The sequence below is a fragment of the Corallococcus exiguus genome, from assembly GCF_009909105.1.
Taxonomy (GTDB): Bacteria; Myxococcota; Myxococcia; order Myxococcales; family Myxococcaceae; genus Corallococcus; species Corallococcus exiguus.
The window spans coordinates 19741-37221 of sequence record NZ_JAAAPK010000012.1 but is presented as its reverse complement, the minus strand read 5'-3'; the positions used below and the strand labels follow the sequence as shown (position 1 = coordinate 37221).

The window sequence follows — 17481 nt, the reverse complement described above, 5'->3', positions numbered from 1 at the left end:
AGGGCTGCGTGTAGCTCAGGCTCAGGCCTCGACGAGGCGTGGGCGACACCGAAACGCACCCCGTCGCCAGCATGGCGAGGGCCAGCAGCAGGACGTCAGCGCGCATTGTCCATCCCCAAGCCCAGCGAGGCGAAGGCACCCGGCCGCAGCGTGCCTACGTCCTCGGGGAACAGCAGCGTGCCCGCCGTGCCCATGGCGTAGAGCTTCCCGCCCAACAAACGCCAGCGCAGCTCCGCCCCGCCCAGGTAGCGCGCTCCAGGCTGTCCCGCTCCCACCGCGAGTCCCTTCAAGGCGACTTCCATGGAGCGGTCAAAGAGCTGCACCGCCACGCGCCCGTCCACGTCGAAGCGCCCCCAGTCGAAGGCCTCCACCCCCAGCGACAGCTTCAAGTGTTTGTGGACGCCCCAGTAGCGGACCGCGTCCCAGCCGACCTCCGCCTCGCCATAGGCCGAGTACCCGTTCGGGAAAGACGCATCAGCCAACGCCACGCCGTCCGGCCCCGCCGCCTTGAAGCGCGCCAGCTCGTAGTCCGGGCCGAAATAGCCCTGCCGGAAACCGCCGTGCTGCCGACGCACCTCCATGCGCAGCATCATCCGCAGCGTGGGCGCCCTCGCGTCCACGCCCGCGCCCACCACCGCACCCCAGGCACCGCTTTCACCGGGCCGGCCGCCCCAGCCCGCTTGGACGTTCACCTCGTAAGAGGGCCGCACCACCACCACGGCCATGGCGTCCAGGTGCGCCAGCGTCACCGAGGGCGTCCTGCCTCCGGCGCGGCCCCAGTCGTGTACCGCCGACAGTGCCAGCGTGTAACGCGCCTTCTCGCGAGGCGGGCCGAAGAAGAGGTGCTCCACGTCCAGGGAGAGCTCCGCCCCCATGAGGCGCGCGCCCAGCACGTCGGAGACGAAGGCCTCCGTGTAGATGGGCCCCAGGGTGCCGGTGAGGAAGCCGCCCGCCGGGTGGTAGTCGGGGTTGAGTCGCCCGCCGTAGCGCCGCACGAGGTGCGCGGACAGCAGGCTGTAGCCCTCCAGCGCGCCGAACCAGACGCCCACGGGCGCGTTGTCCGAGCCCAGCTTGAGGGCGCGCACCACCTGCCCGAAGTCCGAGACGCTGTCCCAGTCCTCCCTCCGCACGAAGCCCGCGGCCCCGCCACCTCCCCAAAGGCGCAGCCGCACGGGAGTGCCCAGGTTGAGGCCGAAGTCCTCACCTCGCTCGAAGACAAGGGTGGGCTCCACCTGGAGGAAGCCCTCGTCCGCGCCGACGCCCGCGCGCGGCCGGAAGGCCAGCGTCGTTGCCTCCACGCGCAGCAGGTTGCGCCAGGCCTCGTCCCGTGGGCGCCGTTCCTCTTCCACGGGCGGCACCTCCAGGACGTCCTCGGCCCATGCGGCCACTGGCAACAGCAGCCACAGCCAGACAGCCCCACTTCGCGTCATTCGCATCCACGCCCCCTGGGAGTGACACCTCCGAGGAGAGCAAAGGACACACGTCTGACATTCAGCCCGGCACCCGCAGGCCCGGCGCTGCTACCCAGGGGGGAGGGGAAAGGAGGGTCGGCCGCGTCGAGCCAGCGACTGTTAATGCCGTGACAGGCGCAAGGCGCCCGGTCCCGGCTCTGTCGTCGTCTCATCCTCGCTGCGCAGGGGCCAGGGCTCCGTGCGGATGGCGTCCTGACTCCGCGACGGAAAGGCCGGGACGATGCCGCCCTCGTCCTCCAGCAGACTCAGCTCCTCCATGGCCTCGCCGCCTTCAAAGAGGGCGGTCTCTACTTCCTTCACCGCATCCGCCGCGCTGTACGGCCCCAGCCGCGCGAGCTGCCCGCGCAACTCCAGCTCCAGCGCCGCCGCTGTCGGATAGCGAGACGAGGGCTCCCGGCACAGCAGCCGGAGGAAGACGGAGCGCAGCGAGGTGGACAGCCCGAACGCGGCCTCCTTCACGTCCTTCCCGCTGAACACCATGGCGCGGTGGACGGCGTCCTCCACGAAGGGCGGCAGGTGCATGTCCATCGTCGTGGCCAGAGCCGCGAGCACGCGTTGGCTCTGCTCCCGCGAGAGCCGAGAAGACTCGTCCTCCACCTTGAGATTCCCCGGGTAGTAGAGGTGTCGTCCCGTGGCGAACTCCAGCAGCACCAGCCCCAGGGAGAAGAGGTCGCTTCTCGCATCCGTCACCGCCCCCACCAGCGCTTCGGGTGAAGCGTAGATGACTTCTCCTGGAGGGCGAGGCAGCGTCGTGGCGAGGCGCCCTTGCAGCCTGGAGCAAGCGACGCCGAAGTCCGTCAGCACCACGCCCCCGCCAGGCCGCAGGCGGATGCAGCCGGGATTGATGTCACGGTTGACGATGCCCAGCGAGTTGCCCGCGTCGTCCGTGCGGGTGTGCGCATGCGCGAGGGCCGCCGCCACCTCCGCGCCCAGGTAGAGGACGAAGGCCTCGGAGAAGTAGCGCCCACGCAGCTGGGCGATGGTGAGGAGGGTGTTCAGGCTGAAGCCTTCCACGCACTCCGTGACTGCGCCCAGGCCCCGCGCCTCTCCAAACTTCATCTCGAAGAGGCCATGGATGCGGGCGATGTTGGGGTGCTGGAGGAATTGCGCCAGCCGCACCTCCTCTTCCAGCCGCGCACGCGCCCGCTGGAACTTCTCTGGCACTGCCCCTTCCGGCAGGGGCACGCACTTCACGAGGACCTTCCCCTTGTATCCGGAGGGCGTCCGGGGCCGGGCGAACAGGACGCGCTCGCCATTGCGGCCCATGCCCAGCTCCTGGAAGAACTCGTAGGCGGTTCCCGCGTGGGAAAAGAGGACCGTGCCCCCGGCGAGCCGGGAGTCAGCACCACTGGACATGAAGAGGGCTCCTGAATGCCCGCGCGAGGGAGCCGCGCAAAGGCAGACGGAAAGCTACCTCCGGCTGCCTCCACGCGTGAACGACGCCAGGGGTCCTCTATTTCAAATTTTCCTGCTATCCCCGGAATGGGCCCCGCAGCGACGGAAACGCAACGAGTCTTTACGTTCCGGACTCAGGGCCAGCGGTCCACGGCATAGGCATTCGCGACACGATTGTAGAGAACTGCCCCCGGCTTGGAGCCCTTCCAAGCGCCCTTGGGGCCCTCGTCCCCAATGGCAAAGCACACCGGCAGCGTGCGTCCATCCGGGAGGTGCGCTTCGGTGTAGCGGGCCAGCACGAACGTCCCGTCTCCCGTCCATAACCTGCCGGAGAACACTGTTCCCGTGGGGAGGTACTTCGTGCCCTTCCAGACAACCCCTGTCACGGGGCCATCCCTGAAGACCCCCTCATCACCAGGCTCGCCCGGCTGGCTCTTGTCGATGGTGACCAGCACTGCATCGCCCTTGTTCAAATGGAGCCCGTCGGGCTTGTCCCACGTATGCATGGCGTTGCGCGCTTCCTCGGGGCACGCCCCTGATTCAGGACGCACCTGGGAACTGCTGGGGCAGCCAAGTTGCAACGCGACGGCGGCGCTCGCCGCAGCACACTTCGCGAGGAACTCCGCCCTGGAGCTGGAGGTGGAGTCCTTCTTGGACGGGCTTGCGACGATGGGAGCACGCTTCACGGCGGAGCTTTCCTTCCGGACAGGAGCAAGAGGGGGCAAAGCTACCCCAGGGGACGACGCGGCCAGCATGTCGCCCGCGTCAGGTGAGGGGCCCGCATCCTGGAGGGACATGGGCGCTGGAATGAGGGAGGCGACTCCCGCATCCCCAGGCGAAGTGGGCGCGGGTGGACGCTCAACGTCCTCACTGGAGACAGGATGCGACGCGGGGCGCAGCCACATGAAGGCCCCCGCCACGGCCGCCACGACGAGGAGGGCCACTCCGGCATCCACGACGCGGGCCCGCCGTACACGAAGGGCGGGGGGCGTTTCCTCATCCGTGTTGGAGGCGGGAGCAGCGGGTGGCCGCAGTGAAGGGACATGGACGGGCACAGTCCATTCCGGCCCCACCTCCCCCACCAGTGCCGCCAGCTCGCGGCGCATCACCTCCGCCGTGGGGGGGCGCTGCTCGGGCTCTCGCGCGATGAAGCGCATCGCCACGTCACTGAGTCCCGCCGGCACCCGCGCGTTCAACTCCCGGGCGGACCTGGGCACCCAACGTCCCTCCACGGCCGCCTTGGGGGAACCGCTCGCGGGCTCCGCCGTTGTCAGCACGTCATAGAGACAGACACCCAGCGCGTAGACGTCATCCGTCACCTTGAACTCGTAGCGCGCCCCCTTCTCGTCTCCATGCTCCTTGAAGAAGCGCGCAGCCTCGGGCGAGCGATAGCGGCGGGTGCCGGGCGGCAAGGGCGCATCCGTCAAGTCCTCGGCGTGCGTGTAGTCGCCTGCGCTGAAGTCGAGGATGGCGGGCTCGCCGTCCTTGGCGCGCACCATGATGTTGGCGAGCTTCAAGTCACGGTGGAAGACGCCGCGCCCGTGCATGTAGTCCATGGCGCCCGCGAGCTTCTCGAAGACGCGGACCACCTCCTGGGCCGTGGGGTGCATTCGCTCCACCCACTCGGCCAAGGTGTGGCCCTCTATGAAGTCCAGGACGACGTAAAGCCACCCGGTGCGGAAGTCGGGGAAGCGGCCATGGCCGTGCACCTCGACGATGTTCGGGTGCGTCAGGTGAACGAGGCAGCCCAGCTCACGCTTCAACCGTGCGTCCGCCTGCTCCGCGTCGCCGCTCCCCGGCCGGTGCATCGCGATCTTCATCGCGAAGGGGTGGCCGTTCATCTCCACGCGGTAGACAGCACCATAGGTGCCCGCGCCCAGCAGCTTCACCACGCGCCAGCCGTGAATCATGTACCCGGGCGGGAGCTGCGCGGGGTGGTGAATGACCGTCAACATGGCCGACCTCTACAGCGCGACAGACGGAACGAGAAGAGGACGCGTGCCCGTGGAGTCCACCAATTCCAAGCGGAGCAACGTACCCCGTTCCCAGGCAGTCTCCTCCGTCTCCACCACAACGGTGCCAACCTCTCCGGGCCCAATCCGCGGCTGCTTCATGTGAACGCCGAGCACCTGTACCGTCACACCGCCCGTTGAACGGGTGAGACGCGCTTCCGTGGGCGTCCAAGGTGTCTTTCCGTAGTTCTTCACCTCCACGGACACCACTCCCCAGGCAGACGCGCGAAGGCTGAAGCCGTCCACGATGTACAGAGAGGACTGCATCTCCTTCTTGGGCTGACCATCAACCTTCCTGGCCGATACCCCGTACTCGTCGAAAAGCCCCGCCAGAGTGAGCGCCGCGGGACTGCTCGCATCGCCGCGTGCGCGGAGTGCGGCAAGCTCGGCCTCCTTCGCTGCAAGCTGGGCGCGCACCTCGGACAGCTCCGCCTGAAGCGCTTCCGGAGCCAGTGGACGACGGGACACTTCCACGCGGGTGTCCACCACTGCCGGGTGCGACACGAGAGCGAAGACCGCATGCTCGGGAAAGGATCCATCCGCGAAGCGCACGCGGAGCATCAGATGCTCACCCGCGCCCAACTCCATCACGGGCTCCAGGTTGATGGCGCGCTCGCCCACGTCCACGAGCTTGAAGCGAGTGCGGCCCTCCAGATCCACGGAGGCCCGGTCCAGCGCCGAGTCGAGAACAAGGGTCGTCAGGATGCCCGCCGCGACTGGAACCTCCAGGACGGGCTCACCAGGACGGGGGAGCACAACCCGCCTGTCCCTGCGCTCGCGGACAGCGGATGCCGACTGAGCCTGGGCCGCCGTGAAGAGAAGCAGTCCCCCGAGCACCAGGGGCAGGTTCAACGCGGAGAAGGAGAAGGGCAAGCGGGACGGCCTCCGCCCGCGAACCTACCAAACCGGAAGGAACCACAGGCCTGGACGCTCCGCTTACGGTCCACGCGCGCGGGGGACCATTCCACGGGCAGGGGCTCCTCATTCAGCTCCGGCGTCACGTCATCGTCCTGGTGTCGGCCCCCCGCTCCGGAAGCGCACGTCCGGGCCTGGAGGGCAGACAACCAGGCGTCAGGGCCCTCCTGTGCGCGGTGTCAGGGCGACACGAGGAGGATGCCCCCGGCGAGCGCGGGTGCCTCGTCATCTCCGAGGGTGCGCGCGTGGCCTTGGCCAAGCTGTCCGGAGGTGTTGAAGCCCCAGCACAGCGCCCGGCCGGAGGAGAGCACGGCGCACGTGTGCTGGCCGCCCGCGGTGACGGAGGTGGCGGGAGCGCCGCCCACGTCGATGAACGCGGTGCCGGGAGCGGAGAGGGAGCGAGTGTTGGCGTATCCCAGCCGTCCCCGGGCGCCGTTGCCCCAGCACTGGAGCTGGCCGGACTCGAGCAGGGCGCAGGTGTGCTGCGCACCGGCTGCGACCTGGACGGCGCGAAGGCCCGAGCCCATCGCCACCGTGGTGAGGGGCGTGGCGTAGTCGGGGTTGCCGTTGCCCACCTGGCCGTAGGCGTTGGCGCCCCAGCAGCGCAGGGCGCCGGTGTCCAGCAGGGCGCAGGTGTGGTTCGTGCCCAGGGCCAGCTGCACGGCGGTGCCGCCCACGTCCACGTCGCCCGCTGACGACGGCAACTCGGTGTCACCGACATCATCATCACGGTTGTAACCCAGTTGTCCGTAGGCGTTGGCGCCCCAGCAACGTGGGCGGCCGGAGAAGAGCAGGGCGCAGGTGTGGTCGCCGCCCGCGACCAGGTCCTGCACGGGAGCGCCGACGGGGACATCGGTGGTGGGCGGAGGCTCGTTGTCGCCCAGGGTGTCGGTGTGGCCCAGGCCCAGCTGCCCGTGGGTGTTGTCGCCCCAGCAGCGCGCGTGGCCAGAGGTGAGCAGCGCACAGGTGTGGTTGGAGCCCGCGGTGATGCGCAGCGCGCGGGCGCCGCCCAGGTCGACGGTGCCCACGCTGGCGATGGGCTCGTCGTCGCCGATGGTGCGCGTATGGCCGAGGCCGAGCTGGCCGGAGGCATTGGCGCCCCAGCACCGCACGCGGCCCGTGGCGAGCAGGGCGCAGGTGTGGCCAAGGCCGGTGGCCAGCTGCACGGCCTTCTCGCCGGGAGCGAGGGGCACGGGGCCCTTCGACGCCGGGGTCTCGTCATCGCCGACGTTGGCTGTGCCGGTGTAGCCAAGCCGGCCCTGCGCGCCGCTACCGAAGCAGCGCACGGAGCCGTCGTTGAGGAGCGCGCAGGTGTGGCTGTCGCCGGTGCGCAGCTGCGCGACGTCAGTGGGCCCGCCGGTCTGTACGGGGGCATCGGGGAACTGCTGCGCGCCCAGGCGGTAGGTGGCGGTGGTGCGGGCCCCGGCGGCGTCGGTGACCTGGAGCGACAGGTGGCCCTGGAGTGACGGCGTGTAGTGCTGGAGGACGGTGGGGTTGGCCTGGGTGGTGAAGCCGGGGGCGGGCGTCACGGGCGCGTCCGGCGTGAAGCTCCACGCATAGCCGAGCGTGCGCGCGGGCTGATCATCCGACACGGAGGCGGACCACGCGACCTCGGAGGTGCCCGCGAGGCGGGACGCGGCCAGGCCCTGGATGACGGGAGCGAAGAGGATGCGCACGGTGGTGCCCAGCGAGTCCGTGGACCTGTCCGTGGGGAGCACTCGGGTGGTGAACGTGGTGCTGACCGAGTGCCCCGCCGGGTTCGTGACGGTGAGCGAGTGGGTGAAGTCCGTGGGGCTGGGGATGCCGAAGGGAGGCAGGTAGCGGGAGACGAAGGCGCCGGAGGTGCCGGTCAGCGTGAACGTGCCGCTTGCGGGGACGAAGGAGCCCCCGGTGGGGTCGGCGGTGATGACGAAGGACAGGGCCTCGTTGGCGTTGGCCTCGACGAAGAAGGTGACGGTGGCGGGCTGTCCGAAGATGAGCTCCCCGGGCAACTGGATGCGCGGGATGCGCGGCAGGGTGATGGGCGCGCCGCTGCCGGAGGGGGACAGCAGGATGGCCACGGACTCGCGGTCCGCGACGAGCGTCTGCGTGGTGCTGCCCTGGAACAGCAGTGCGCTGGTGCCGTCGTACGCCCGCGCGATGAAGGTGAGGGATTGATGGCGCGGCAGGGACGGCATCGTGCCGGACCATCCGGAGGGGGAGGGCACGAGGTCGAAGTTCGTGAACAGCGCGCTGTGGCTGGCCGCGTCCTCCACGTCGACGCGGATCCGCGCCACGTCCGCGAAGGAGAAGCCCAGCGCGCGCCGGGTCTGGGATTGGGAACCGGTGTTGTCCGTGGAGACGGTGAACGTGACGGAGGCCGTGGGCTCCGGCGCGACGGCATCCGTCGTGGGCGACGTGCACGCGGCGGTGGTGCACAGCAGGAGGAGCGCGAGGGTGGCGGGCTTCGTCATGGCTCACACGGAAGGAAAGCGACACGGGCGCCCGACGTGTGCCGGGCGCCCGCGAGTGTTCAGGGACTACGGGGTCGGGGGCAGGAGCTGGATGTCGCCCGCGGAGGACGGCTGCTCGAAGTCACCGATGTGGTTGGGGTTGCCGTAGCCGAGCTGACCGGAGTCGCCCCGGCCCCAGCAGCGCGCCTTGCCCGTGGAGAGCAGCGCGCAGGTGTGATTCCCGGTGGAGGCCGACACCTGGTACGCGGTGGCGCCATCCAGGTCCACGGCCGGGCCCGGCGTGGGCCGGTACGGGGTGCCGGGGTAGCCCAGCTGCCCGTAGCCGCTGTAGCCCCAGCACCGCACGCTGCCGGTGGAGAGCAGGGCGCAGGTGTGGTTCGAACCCGCGGAGATCTGCAGCGCGCTGGCGCCCAGGTCGATGCTCCCCGAATTGCTGAACAGGTAGCTGCTGTAGTTCTGGTTCGTGCCCAGCTGTCCCCAGTTGTTCAGGCCCCAGCACCGCACGGTCCCCGTCTTCAGAAGAGCGCAGGTGTGGTTCGCACCGGCGGAGATCTGTGAGACCGGCCCGGCCGGCTCGAAAGGGGTCTGGCTGCTGGGCAGCTGGATGTCGCCAACGTTGTTGTAGTGGGAGTACCCCAGCTGGCCGTAGCCGTTGTAGCCCCAGCAGAGCATCTTGTCGTTGGAGAGCAGGGCGCAGGTGTGCGTGCCACCCGCGACGACGTCCGTGGCGGTGACATCGCCCAGGTTCACGTCTTTACCCGCCGAGGCCTGCTCGTCGTCACCGATGGGGTTGGTGTGGCCGTAGCCCAGCTGGCCGTACTGATTGCGGCCCCAGCAGCGCACCTTGCCCGTCGCCATCACCGCGCAGGAGTGCTCCGCGCCCACCGCGATGCGGATGGCGGGACCGCCCAGGTTGACGTAGCCGAAGCTGGCCACCGGCTCACCATCGCCCAGGTTCTCCGTGGTGTTGTAACCCAGCTGTCCATAGGTGTTCTGTCCCCAGCAGCGCACCAGACCCGTGTCCAGCAGGGCGCACGAGTGGTTGCCACCCACCGCGAGCTTCGTGGCCTTGCCAATCAGCTGCACCGCGCCTGCCATGTACGGCAGGCGCGACGGAGCGTCACCCACGTTGGCACCGCTCTCGTAGCCCAGCTGACCGAAGGTGCCGTTGCCCCAGCACCGCACGGAGCCGTCATTCAGCAAGGCACACGTGTGGTCGTTGCCGGTGCGAATGCTGTTGATGCCGGCCAGCGGCCCTTCGACGACGGGGTTGTCCGGGAACTGATCCGGGGTGAGCTTGTAGGTGAGCGTGGTGGTGCCGTTGTTGCCGTCCGTCACGGAGAGCTTCAGGTCGCCCTGCACGGCGGTGGTGTAGTTCTGGAGCGTGGAGGGGTTCGTCGCTCCGGTGAAAGCGGGCACGGGGTCCGGGGTTGTGCCCGTGGCGGGCGTGAAGCTCCAGTCGTAGCTGAGCGCCTCCTGGGCGCCGTCATCGCTCACGTCGGCGGTGAAGATGACGTTCTGTGTGTCGCGCACCCGCCGGCCGTTGAGGCCATTGATGACGGGGTTGAAGAGCACGAGGACGGAGGTGTCGATGACGCCGCTGGAGGTCTCCGGAGGCTTCACCTTCGTGGTGAAGGTGGTGCTGATGGAGTGCCCCGCCGGATTCGTCACGGTGACGGTATGGGTGAAGACCGTCTCGGTGGAGACCGTGGGGGGCGTGTACTGGGAGACGAAGGCGCCCGCGGTGTTCTGCAGCGTGATGGCACCGTTGAGCGGGGCGAAGGTGCCGCTGCCCGCGACGGCGGAGGTGATGGCGTAGCGAAGCGCCTCACCGTTGGTGGCCTCCACCGCGAAGGTGATGCTGCCGGACTGGGAGGAGCCGAAGGCGCTGGGGATGCTGATTTTGCGGATGCGCGGCAGGGAGATGACGGCGTTGTTGTTGGCCGGCGCGAGGGGAATGGTGACGGTCGCGTTGTCGGTGGTCAGCGTGGCGTCGAGAGAGCCGGAGAAGAGGAGGTTGCCGGAGGCATCGAGTGCGCGGGCGAAGAAGGTGAGCGCCTTCGCCTTGGGGAGAAAGGGCAGCTTGCCCTTCCAGTCGCCCTCGGAGAGTTCGAGGTCGAAGTTCTTGAAGATGACGAGCCCGCCCTCGCCCTGCTCGGAGACGTCGACGCGGATTTTCTTGACGTCGGAGTAGGAGAAGGCCAGCGCGGACACACGGCCCTTCACCGCCTCGGAGTACAGGTCCCGGGCGCCAATGGAGACGGTGACCTGCGATTGCGTCTGCTCGGAAGGCGCGGAGGGGCCCGGCGCCTCGGTGCCCGAACTACAGGCGACAACCCACGGAGACGACAGGGACAGCAACAGCGCGCCCAACATTCCGCGCGACCGGAACCAACGGGGGGACGTTCTCATTCGACACTCCTTGGGAAGACAGACAGGGACACAGGCAATGACTCACAGCGGGCACACGCCGGCCTCACGTGCCCGGGCCGGAGCCCGGAGACACGTTTCCCGTGCCGCGCTCGGAGCGAGCACGGCCGGGGGACGTCATGGAAAATGGAGGGAATGGACAGGCCTACGCCGACCCGGGGGGACCTCCCGGCCCTCGGCGTATGTCTGGGTTACAGCTGGAAACGCAAATCACGGTGCTAGCGGGTGAAAAGACTGTCACGCCTTTTATTGGCTTTCGCGAAAGCGTGTCAATGTCTGGGTTTCCGCTGACTGGCGGGTGGAATGCGTGTCAGTCGCGGCCGACCCGCGCGGTGACAGGAATTGTCATCCCTCTCGGCGCTCGACCCGGCGGAAGTGGATCGCGGGGGTGACGCACCGTGCTGACGAGTGAAAGGAAACAGGCAAGTCACGGAAGCTTTGTGAAACACCCCAATGCTCCATGGCCCGCACGGCCTCCAGGAGTGACAGCCATTGACCGCTGGCGGCACCCCGTTGGTCCCGGGGGACTCGGGTGGCGGGGGGCCCAGGGGGCGGGGCCTGCGAGGGCTCACACCGGCTGGTGGCCGTCGTCGTCGTCCTCGAAGTCGTCTCCCTGCGCCTCTTCATCCGGCCCGGCCAGCTCGTCCAGGTCCTCGACCAGGTCCAGGTCCTGGAGGGGCAGGGGCTCGTCATTCAGGTCCGGCGTCACGTCGTCACCCCCAAGGAACGGCGGTGGCCCCTCCGAGACGGTGGCCTCGGACGCCATCGCGGCCTCCTCCGCGGTCAGTTCCTCCGGGTGCAGCCCGCCCTCCAGCAGCTCCGCCTGGTTGCGCCGGCCGGTGGCCTCCCGGGCCGCCTCCGCCACCTCCTCCGCCGCGGACTGCCGCCCGTACGCGGGCGCATGCTCCCGCAGCCACTCCCGCAGCGCGGAAGCCAGCTCCGCCGCCGTGCCGAAGCGGTCCGCCGGGGCCTGGCGCAGCGCCCGCACCACCACCGCGCGCAGCCCCTCCGGCACGTCGCGGGCCATGAGCTCCACCTCCCCAGGCCCCACCAGCGCCATCCGCGCCGCCACCTCCGTCAGAGGCATCCACGTGGGGCCCTGCGCCTGCACCAGCGGCAGGTCCGGCGGGGGCGGAGGCGCCGTATCCCCCTGCGCCAGCGGGTGCGTCCCCGTCAGCACCTCCAGCAGCACCAGCCCCAGCGAGAACAGGTCGCTGCGCGCGTCCAGGGGCTCGCGCCGCAGCGCCTCCGGTGAGGCATACGCCACGTCTCCCTTCACCAGCGGGCGGCTGGTGATCTCCCGCCCCGGCAGCGTGGAGAACGCGGCGGTGAAGTTCGTGAGCTTCACCTCGCCATGCACGCCCAGGCGCAGGTTCCGGGGGCTCACGTCCCGGTGCACGATGCCCAACGGCCGGTTCCACTCATCCCGCAGCGTGTGCGCGTGGTGCAGCGCCTCCGCCACCTCGGAGACCACCCACGCACCGAAGGCCGGGGACATGGGCTTGCGCCGCATGGCCACCAGGTTGAGCACCGTGTCCAGCGACCGGCCCTCCACGTACTCCATCACCACGTGCGGAACGCCCCGGTACGCCTTCAGGTGGTAGACCTTCGCGATGCCCGGGTGGTTGAGCCGGAACGTCAGCTCCACCTCCTCCACCAGCCGCCGCCGCTCCACGAAGCCGGACGGGTTGCGCAGCCGTTTGATCACCACCGGGCCACCCATCCCGCCCCGGTAGCGCCGCCGCGCCAGCATCAGCAGCTCTCCGGTGGAGCGCACCTCCAGCTTGCGCACGAACTCGAAGGCCGTGCCTCCCACGGTGAACAGCACGCGCGGGCGGCGGGGCATGCCGGGGTTCTCCTCCGTCGTCGTATCGGGCGTCTTCATGGCCTGCCTTCCAACCTCCCAGGTGGAGCGTGAATCGCTCAACCCCGCAGGTAGCACAAACCCTGTCGCCGTCAAACGTCCAGGGTTGGATGGGAGCCATGGGACTCCTGGGGTTCACCTGTCCCGGCGCAATCCCAGACGCCGGAGCCACCGCTCCCACCGCCGCCGCCACGCCAGCCGCCGGGCCACCCACCAGGGCATGGGCGGGGGCAGGGGCGCGGCCAGCCCCAGCGTCGGTCCGGGCGGAGGCGGCACGGACGGCGTGGGCGCGCTGGAGTGGGGCGCGGCGCCGGGGATGCGCCGCTCCTGCGAGCGGGTCCAGCGTCGCAGCTCGCGGGCCTCCTCGTTGCCGTCGAAGTACGTGTCGGACTCCTCCGTGACGGCGTCGTGGGGCGGCGGTGTGTTGAACAGCGGCGTGTCCCAGCTGTCCGGAGCGCGCTCCAGCGCCGCGCTCAGGTCGGCGTAGAGATCCGCGCCCATCTGGTAGCGCTCGCTGGCCTCCTGGCGCAGCAGCCGCCCACAGATGTCATCGAGGGCGCGGGGCACGCGCGCGTTGATCGAACGCGCGGATCGCCCCTTGATGGCCTGGATTCCGCCCAGCAGCGCCGCGGCCGGCAGGTCCGGGGGATAGGGGAAGTCCCCGGTGAGCACCTGGAAGAGCGTGAGTCCCAGCGAATAGAGGTCGTCCGTGGGCCGGTAGTCGTAGCGGGCCATGCCCAGGGGGTTGCTCAGCCAGTAGCGCAGAAGCTCCGGGCTGCGGTAGCTGGGCGTGCCCGGCGGCGGCCGCCCGTCGGTGATGGCCGGGGCGCAGACATGGTCGCTGGCGCCGAAGTCCACCAGCACCGGCCGCTCGTCCGACGCGCGCACGATGATGTTGCTGCCCTTGATGTCGCGGTGGCGCACGCCCGCGCGGTGGATGAAGTCCAGCGTCAGCGCCAGCTCCGCGAACAGCCGCGCCACCTGCCGCGCCGTGGGCCTCGCCTCCATCGCCCAGTCGGACAGCGTGGGACCCTCCACGTAGTCCATGACCAGGAACAGGTAGCCCGTGCGCGGGTGCGGCCAGCGGTGGTAGCCGCGCAACGCCACCACGTTGGGATGGGTCATGCGGTGCAGCACGCTCACCTCCTTGAGCGTGCGCGCGTCCACCTGCGAGCCCTCCTCGGAGTCCTGCGGCCCCTGGAGCGCGAACTTCAGCGCCACCTGGAACCCCCCGGTCTCCGCCAGGAACACGGTGCCGAAGCCCCCCGTGGCCAGGCGCTTCAACAGCCGGAAGCTGCCCACCACCTCCTGGGGCTGAAGGAGCAGCGGATGTCCTCCCTCCAGGCTCATGGGGTGGCGCCTCCTACGTGGAAGGAAAGCCCGGATGCTTCGGGACGTGGGGGGTTGAATCCCAGAGGGAGGACGTGGCTGAGAGGATGCATTCGCGCAAGGATGGAAGTGACCTCCAAGGTCCATAGCATGGCGCACGCCCCTTGGGGTAGTGTTGCTGCCGTGTCAGGTAGGATGCCGGACACCTGACTTCATGGGAGACACGGTCCGGCCAGGGGTGGTGAGCGGCAATGAACGAGGAGCTGGCCATCACGGTGGGCACCGCGGCGCGACAGGCCCGCGAGCGGCAGGGCATGACCCAGGGCGACGTCGCCAGCCAGGTGGGCATCGCCATGGAGGTCTACAGCCGCATGGAGCGCGGGCGCGTGCTGCCCAGCTCCACCACCTTGCGCCGGTTGTGCATGGTGTTGCGCATCCGCTCGGACACGCTGCTGGGGTTGGACGGGCCGTCGCCCCCGGACGAGGCGCTCACGCTGGCCCTGGCGGACCGCGAGGAGGATCCCCCCTCCCTGCGCCGGCTGGTGCGCGCCTTGCGGCCCCTGGATGAAGAGGGGTTGAAGGCCATGGGCCTCATCATCCAGGGCGCGCTCGCGCTGCGGGAACGCTGACCGACAGGCCCCCGAAAACTTGCGCCCCTGGGGAGAGATGCAAGGTTTTGCGCGTGCCTGCCCCGGTGAATGAAAAGCTGAACACGGTGTTTGGAGCCGCCGCCCGAGACGCGCGGCTGCGCTTGGGACTCACGCAGGCGGACGTGGCGGAGCGCGTGGGCATCGCCATGGAGGTCTACAGCCGCATGGAGCGCGGCCGCATGCTGCCCCGCGCCCAGACCCTGCGGAGGCTGTGCGACGTGCTGTCCGTGTCCGCGGACGCGCTGCTGGGCGTGGGGGTCGGCACCTCCCCGGTGCCGCCCCGGGCCTCGCCAGGTCAGGAGGACTCGCTGGAGCTGCGCCGCCTGGTGCGCACGCTGCGCGACCTGGAGCCCCGCCAGCTCAAGGCCGTGGCCCGCGTGGTGCGCACGGTGGTGTCCGTCATGCCCCCGAAGACGGCGCCCGGGTCTTCGCCCACTCCCACGCCCCGGAAGAAGCCGCGGGCCGCCCGCAAGCGCCGCGCGGGTTAGCGAGGCGGCAAGAGCAGACAAATCCTCTCGGGCTGCAACAGGATGGCTGCCCGCTCGTCCTCCTGACCCGGGGCCGGGCCTTCGGGTGGGGCCCTCTCCCCAATGGCAGACAAGTGGGGTAGCACGGGAGCTACGCCATGCTTCCTCCCCCGACGCCCGCGGATGAGCCGCGGCGACTCCAGGCGTTGCGCTCGCTGTGTCTGTTGGACACGCCCGCTCACGAGCGCTTCGACCGCATCGTGCGTGCCGCGGCGCACCTGTTCCGCGTGCCCATCTCGCTCGTCTCGCTGGTGGACGAGAACCGCCAGTGGTTCAAGGCCCGCATCGGCCTGGACGGCACGGAGACGCCGCGCGAGCTGTCCTTCTGCGCCCACGCCATCCTCTCGCCCTCCACCTTCATCGTGCCGGACGCGCTGAAGGACCCGCGCTTCCACGACAACCCGTTCGTGCTGGGCGCTCCCTTTGTCCGCTTCTACGCGGGCCACCCCCTGCGCGCTACGGACGGCAGCCGCGTGGGCACGCTGTGCCTCATCGACTCGCAGCCCCGGGACTTCTTGGACGCGGACCGCACCGCGCTCGCGGACATGGCCGCCTGGGCGGAAGGAGAGCTCAACGCCCTGGACGAGCGCGAGGCCCGCACGGCGCTGGAGCAGCAGGAGCGCTTCTTCGAAGTCTCCGTGGACATGCTCTGCATCGCCGCCATGGACGGCACCTTCCTGCGCCTGTCCCGCGGTGGCGCCGAAGGACGGCACCACCCTGGACGAGCTGCTGCGCGCCGCGGACGCCCGGCTCTACCGGGCGAAGGAGAACGGCCGCGACCGCATCGAAACGGAGTGACGCCCGCGCGTCACGGCTCCGCCAGCACCAGCAGTCCGCGCGACAGGTCCACGGCGTACACGTACCCGTCGCCCGGCACGCGGATGCCAATGGCCCCCTGGTAGAGGCTGTCGGTGCTGCGCGGGTGTGCTTCCTGGAAGGAGTCGAAGGCGGCCACCTCCGTCGGGTGCTCGGGGTCGGCCACGTCGAAGACGCGCACGCCCTCGTGGTACCAGGCCACGTAGAGCCGCGTGCCCACCAGCACCATGTTGTGGATGGACGTCTGCGGGCGCTTGCGCACCTCCGCGATGAGGCGGATTTTCGCCGGGTCGGTGACGTCCAGCACGCGCAGGTGCGCGCCAGGGCGCTCGCCGCCTTCGAAGGCGATGGTGCGCCCGTTGATGGTGCCCACCGCGTTCGCGTGGCTGTACTGGCCGGAGAAGGCGTACTTGCCCAGCACGGGCGTCACGTCCGTGCGGGTGACATCCACGACGACGTAGCCGGTGGTCGAGTGGTTGATGTAGAGCCGCCCCTTGTAGGCGAACGCGTCGTGCGGGTAGGCGCCCAGCTCGTGGGGCACGGTGATGCGGCTGACCAGATAGGGCGCCAGCGGCGAGAACACGTCGAACACGAACGTCGTGCCGCTGGGGGACGGGGACATGGCGTACAGCCGGTCGCCATCCACGAACACGGTGTGCACGTTGATGGAGCCGCCGGGCAGCGCGCGCACGTACCGCGGATCCGCGGGGTTCGTGATGTCGTAGATGATGACGCCGGAGTCCCCGCTGGCGACGTAGAGCGCGTCTCCCTTGGCCCAGACGCCGTTCCAGTAGTTGTCGTTGGGCAGGCTCACGCGGGTGACGAGGACGGGGTGGGCCGGGTCGCTCACGTTGATGACGCTCAGGCCGCCGGGCTCCTCCTTGCCGCGCGGCAGGGACACCACGTAGGCGTGGCCCTTCGTGACGTAGACGTCCACGGGGTCGCCCACCGGGACGGCGGTCTCGGAGACGAGGCGCATGGGCTGGGCGCCGGTGTCCGCTTCATGGGCCAGGTTCATCCGCCGGGCGTCGAAGGTGCCGGAGTAGTCCGGTACGCCATCGGTGCAGCGCACGAAGCAGCCGGTGATGCGGCCGGGCTCCGGAACGCGGCAGCCCGCGAGCGCGTACCGCTGCTGCTTGTTGGCGGAGGTGATGTACTCCCCGGTGACGAAGAACCCCTCGGGGCCCACCTGGTTTCGCACCAGGGGCTTGCCCAGGAAGCTGGGGGTGCTGTCCAGGCGGAAGCCCACGCCGAACGCGCTCACGGAGGTGTAGCGGAAGACGGCCTGGTAGACGCCGGAGGGTTCCACGGCGCGCACGGCTTCCAGGTCACAGCCCGTGAGGGGAAAGCTGGCCGGGTCGGTGCAGTTCGCGCGAGGGGACGCGTAGCTCGAGTCCATGCAGGGCTCGTTGGGGACCACGTCGATGTAGTCGGTGAGCTCGACGAGCGGCTTCGGATCCGACGGTCCCGGTCCGGGAGGGTTGGAGTCGCTACAGCCGGAAAGGGACAGGGCGCAGGCGAAGAGGCCCGTGCCCAGGAGGCGAATGGAGGACGTCATGGGATGGAGGCTCCTGCGCGGGGCTTCGCGGTCCACGGCCGACGCGAAGTCGCGGAGAGT

Annotated in this window: 12 protein-coding genes; 3 read left to right on the top strand and 9 right to left on the bottom strand. The window is 69.8% G+C overall.

Translation table 11 applies throughout. The features are described 5' to 3' along the window. Positions 1 to 95: 95 nt before the first annotated feature. The 8 genes from GTZ93_RS34535 to GTZ93_RS34500 form a co-directional block, all read right to left on the bottom strand. Positions 96 to 1436 carry a hypothetical protein gene (locus tag GTZ93_RS34535; protein WP_139918308.1) on the bottom strand — a complete coding sequence of 447 codons (1341 nt, stop codon included), beginning with the start codon at positions 1434 to 1436 and terminating at the stop codon, positions 96 to 98. A gap of 135 nt (positions 1437 to 1571) precedes the next feature. After that, positions 1572 to 2828: a serine/threonine protein kinase gene (locus GTZ93_RS34530; RefSeq protein WP_139918310.1), complete on the bottom strand. Its 1257-nt coding sequence runs from the start codon at positions 2826 to 2828 to the stop codon at positions 1572 to 1574. Between the two features lie 173 nt (positions 2829 to 3001). Further along, positions 3002 to 4822, bottom strand: coding sequence for a serine/threonine protein kinase (locus tag GTZ93_RS34525; RefSeq protein WP_167548576.1), 1821 nt, complete (start codon positions 4820 to 4822; stop codon positions 3002 to 3004). A 9-nt stretch (positions 4823 to 4831) separates the two neighbouring features. After that, the gene (locus GTZ93_RS34520; protein WP_139918311.1) at positions 4832 to 5752 is read right to left on the bottom strand and encodes a DUF2381 family protein; all 921 of its coding nucleotides are present in this window, start codon (positions 5750 to 5752) and stop codon (positions 4832 to 4834) included. A 221-nt stretch (positions 5753 to 5973) separates the two neighbouring features. Continuing rightward, positions 5974 to 8247 carry an RCC1 domain-containing protein gene (locus GTZ93_RS34515; RefSeq protein ID WP_139918312.1) on the bottom strand — a complete coding sequence of 758 codons (2274 nt, stop codon included), beginning with the start codon at positions 8245 to 8247 and terminating at the stop codon, positions 5974 to 5976. A 66-nt stretch (positions 8248 to 8313) separates the two neighbouring features. Beyond that, positions 8314 to 10659 carry an RCC1 domain-containing protein gene (locus GTZ93_RS34510; RefSeq protein WP_257979161.1) on the bottom strand — a complete coding sequence of 782 codons (2346 nt, stop codon included), beginning with the start codon at positions 10657 to 10659 and terminating at the stop codon, positions 8314 to 8316. Positions 10660 to 11245: 586 nt separating this feature from the next. Further along, positions 11246 to 12562 carry a serine/threonine-protein kinase gene (locus GTZ93_RS34505; RefSeq protein WP_139918890.1) on the bottom strand — a complete coding sequence of 439 codons (1317 nt, stop codon included), beginning with the start codon at positions 12560 to 12562 and terminating at the stop codon, positions 11246 to 11248. A 114-nt stretch (positions 12563 to 12676) separates the two neighbouring features. Then, positions 12677 to 13891 carry a serine/threonine-protein kinase gene (locus GTZ93_RS34500; protein WP_139918892.1) on the bottom strand — a complete coding sequence of 405 codons (1215 nt, stop codon included), beginning with the start codon at positions 13889 to 13891 and terminating at the stop codon, positions 12677 to 12679. 230 nt (positions 13892 to 14121) lie between these two features. On the opposite strand from GTZ93_RS34500, the gene GTZ93_RS34495 reads away from it, so the two are divergent. The 3 genes from GTZ93_RS34495 (at position 14122) to GTZ93_RS34485 (ending at position 15949) form a co-directional block, all read left to right on the top strand. Further along, the gene (locus GTZ93_RS34495; RefSeq protein WP_120575488.1) at positions 14122 to 14499 is read left to right on the top strand and encodes a helix-turn-helix domain-containing protein; all 378 of its coding nucleotides are present in this window, start codon (positions 14122 to 14124) and stop codon (positions 14497 to 14499) included. Positions 14500 to 14552: 53 nt separating this feature from the next. Beyond that, on the top strand, positions 14553 to 15008 hold the full coding sequence (locus tag GTZ93_RS34490) for a helix-turn-helix domain-containing protein (RefSeq protein WP_257979201.1): 456 nt from the start codon (positions 14553 to 14555) through the stop codon (positions 15006 to 15008). A 137-nt stretch (positions 15009 to 15145) separates the two neighbouring features. Next, on the top strand, positions 15146 to 15949 hold the full coding sequence (locus GTZ93_RS34485) for a GAF domain-containing protein (RefSeq protein ID WP_257979202.1): 804 nt from the start codon (positions 15146 to 15148) through the stop codon (positions 15947 to 15949). Here the strand turns inward: GTZ93_RS34485 and GTZ93_RS34480 are convergent. Next, positions 15856 to 17421 (bottom strand): LVIVD repeat-containing protein, encoded by a 1566-nt coding sequence (locus GTZ93_RS34480; protein WP_139918896.1) that lies wholly within the window; start codon positions 17419 to 17421, stop codon positions 15856 to 15858. The two genes, GTZ93_RS34485 and GTZ93_RS34480, sit on opposite strands and share 94 nt — an antisense overlap. Positions 17422 to 17481 lie beyond the last annotated feature (60 nt).

What these genes read in the sequence shown, in the direction of transcription:
- GTZ93_RS34510 (WP_257979161.1), bottom strand. Translation starts at nt 10,659, where the DNA reads ATGAGAACGTCCCCCCGTTGGTTCCGGTCGCGCGGAATGTTGGGCGCG.
- GTZ93_RS34530 (WP_139918310.1), bottom strand. Translation starts at nt 2,828, where the DNA reads ATGTCCAGTGGTGCTGACTCCCGGCTCGCCGGGGGCACGGTCCTCTTT.
- GTZ93_RS34535 (WP_139918308.1), bottom strand. Translation starts at nt 1,436, where the DNA reads ATGCGAATGACGCGAAGTGGGGCTGTCTGGCTGTGGCTGCTGTTGCCA.
- GTZ93_RS34505 (WP_139918890.1), bottom strand. Translation starts at nt 12,562, where the DNA reads ATGAAGACGCCCGATACGACGACGGAGGAGAACCCCGGCATGCCCCGC.
- GTZ93_RS34525 (WP_167548576.1), bottom strand. Translation starts at nt 4,822, where the DNA reads ATGTTGACGGTCATTCACCACCCCGCGCAGCTCCCGCCCGGGTACATG.
- GTZ93_RS34495 (WP_120575488.1), top strand. Translation starts at nt 14,122, where the DNA reads ATGAACGAGGAGCTGGCCATCACGGTGGGCACCGCGGCGCGACAGGCC.
- GTZ93_RS34500 (WP_139918892.1), bottom strand. Translation starts at nt 13,891, where the DNA reads ATGAGCCTGGAGGGAGGACATCCGCTGCTCCTTCAGCCCCAGGAGGTG.
- GTZ93_RS34480 (WP_139918896.1), bottom strand. Translation starts at nt 17,421, where the DNA reads ATGACGTCCTCCATTCGCCTCCTGGGCACGGGCCTCTTCGCCTGCGCC.
- GTZ93_RS34485 (WP_257979202.1), top strand. Translation starts at nt 15,146, where the DNA reads ATGCTTCCTCCCCCGACGCCCGCGGATGAGCCGCGGCGACTCCAGGCG.
- GTZ93_RS34515 (WP_139918312.1), bottom strand. Translation starts at nt 8,247, where the DNA reads ATGACGAAGCCCGCCACCCTCGCGCTCCTCCTGCTGTGCACCACCGCC.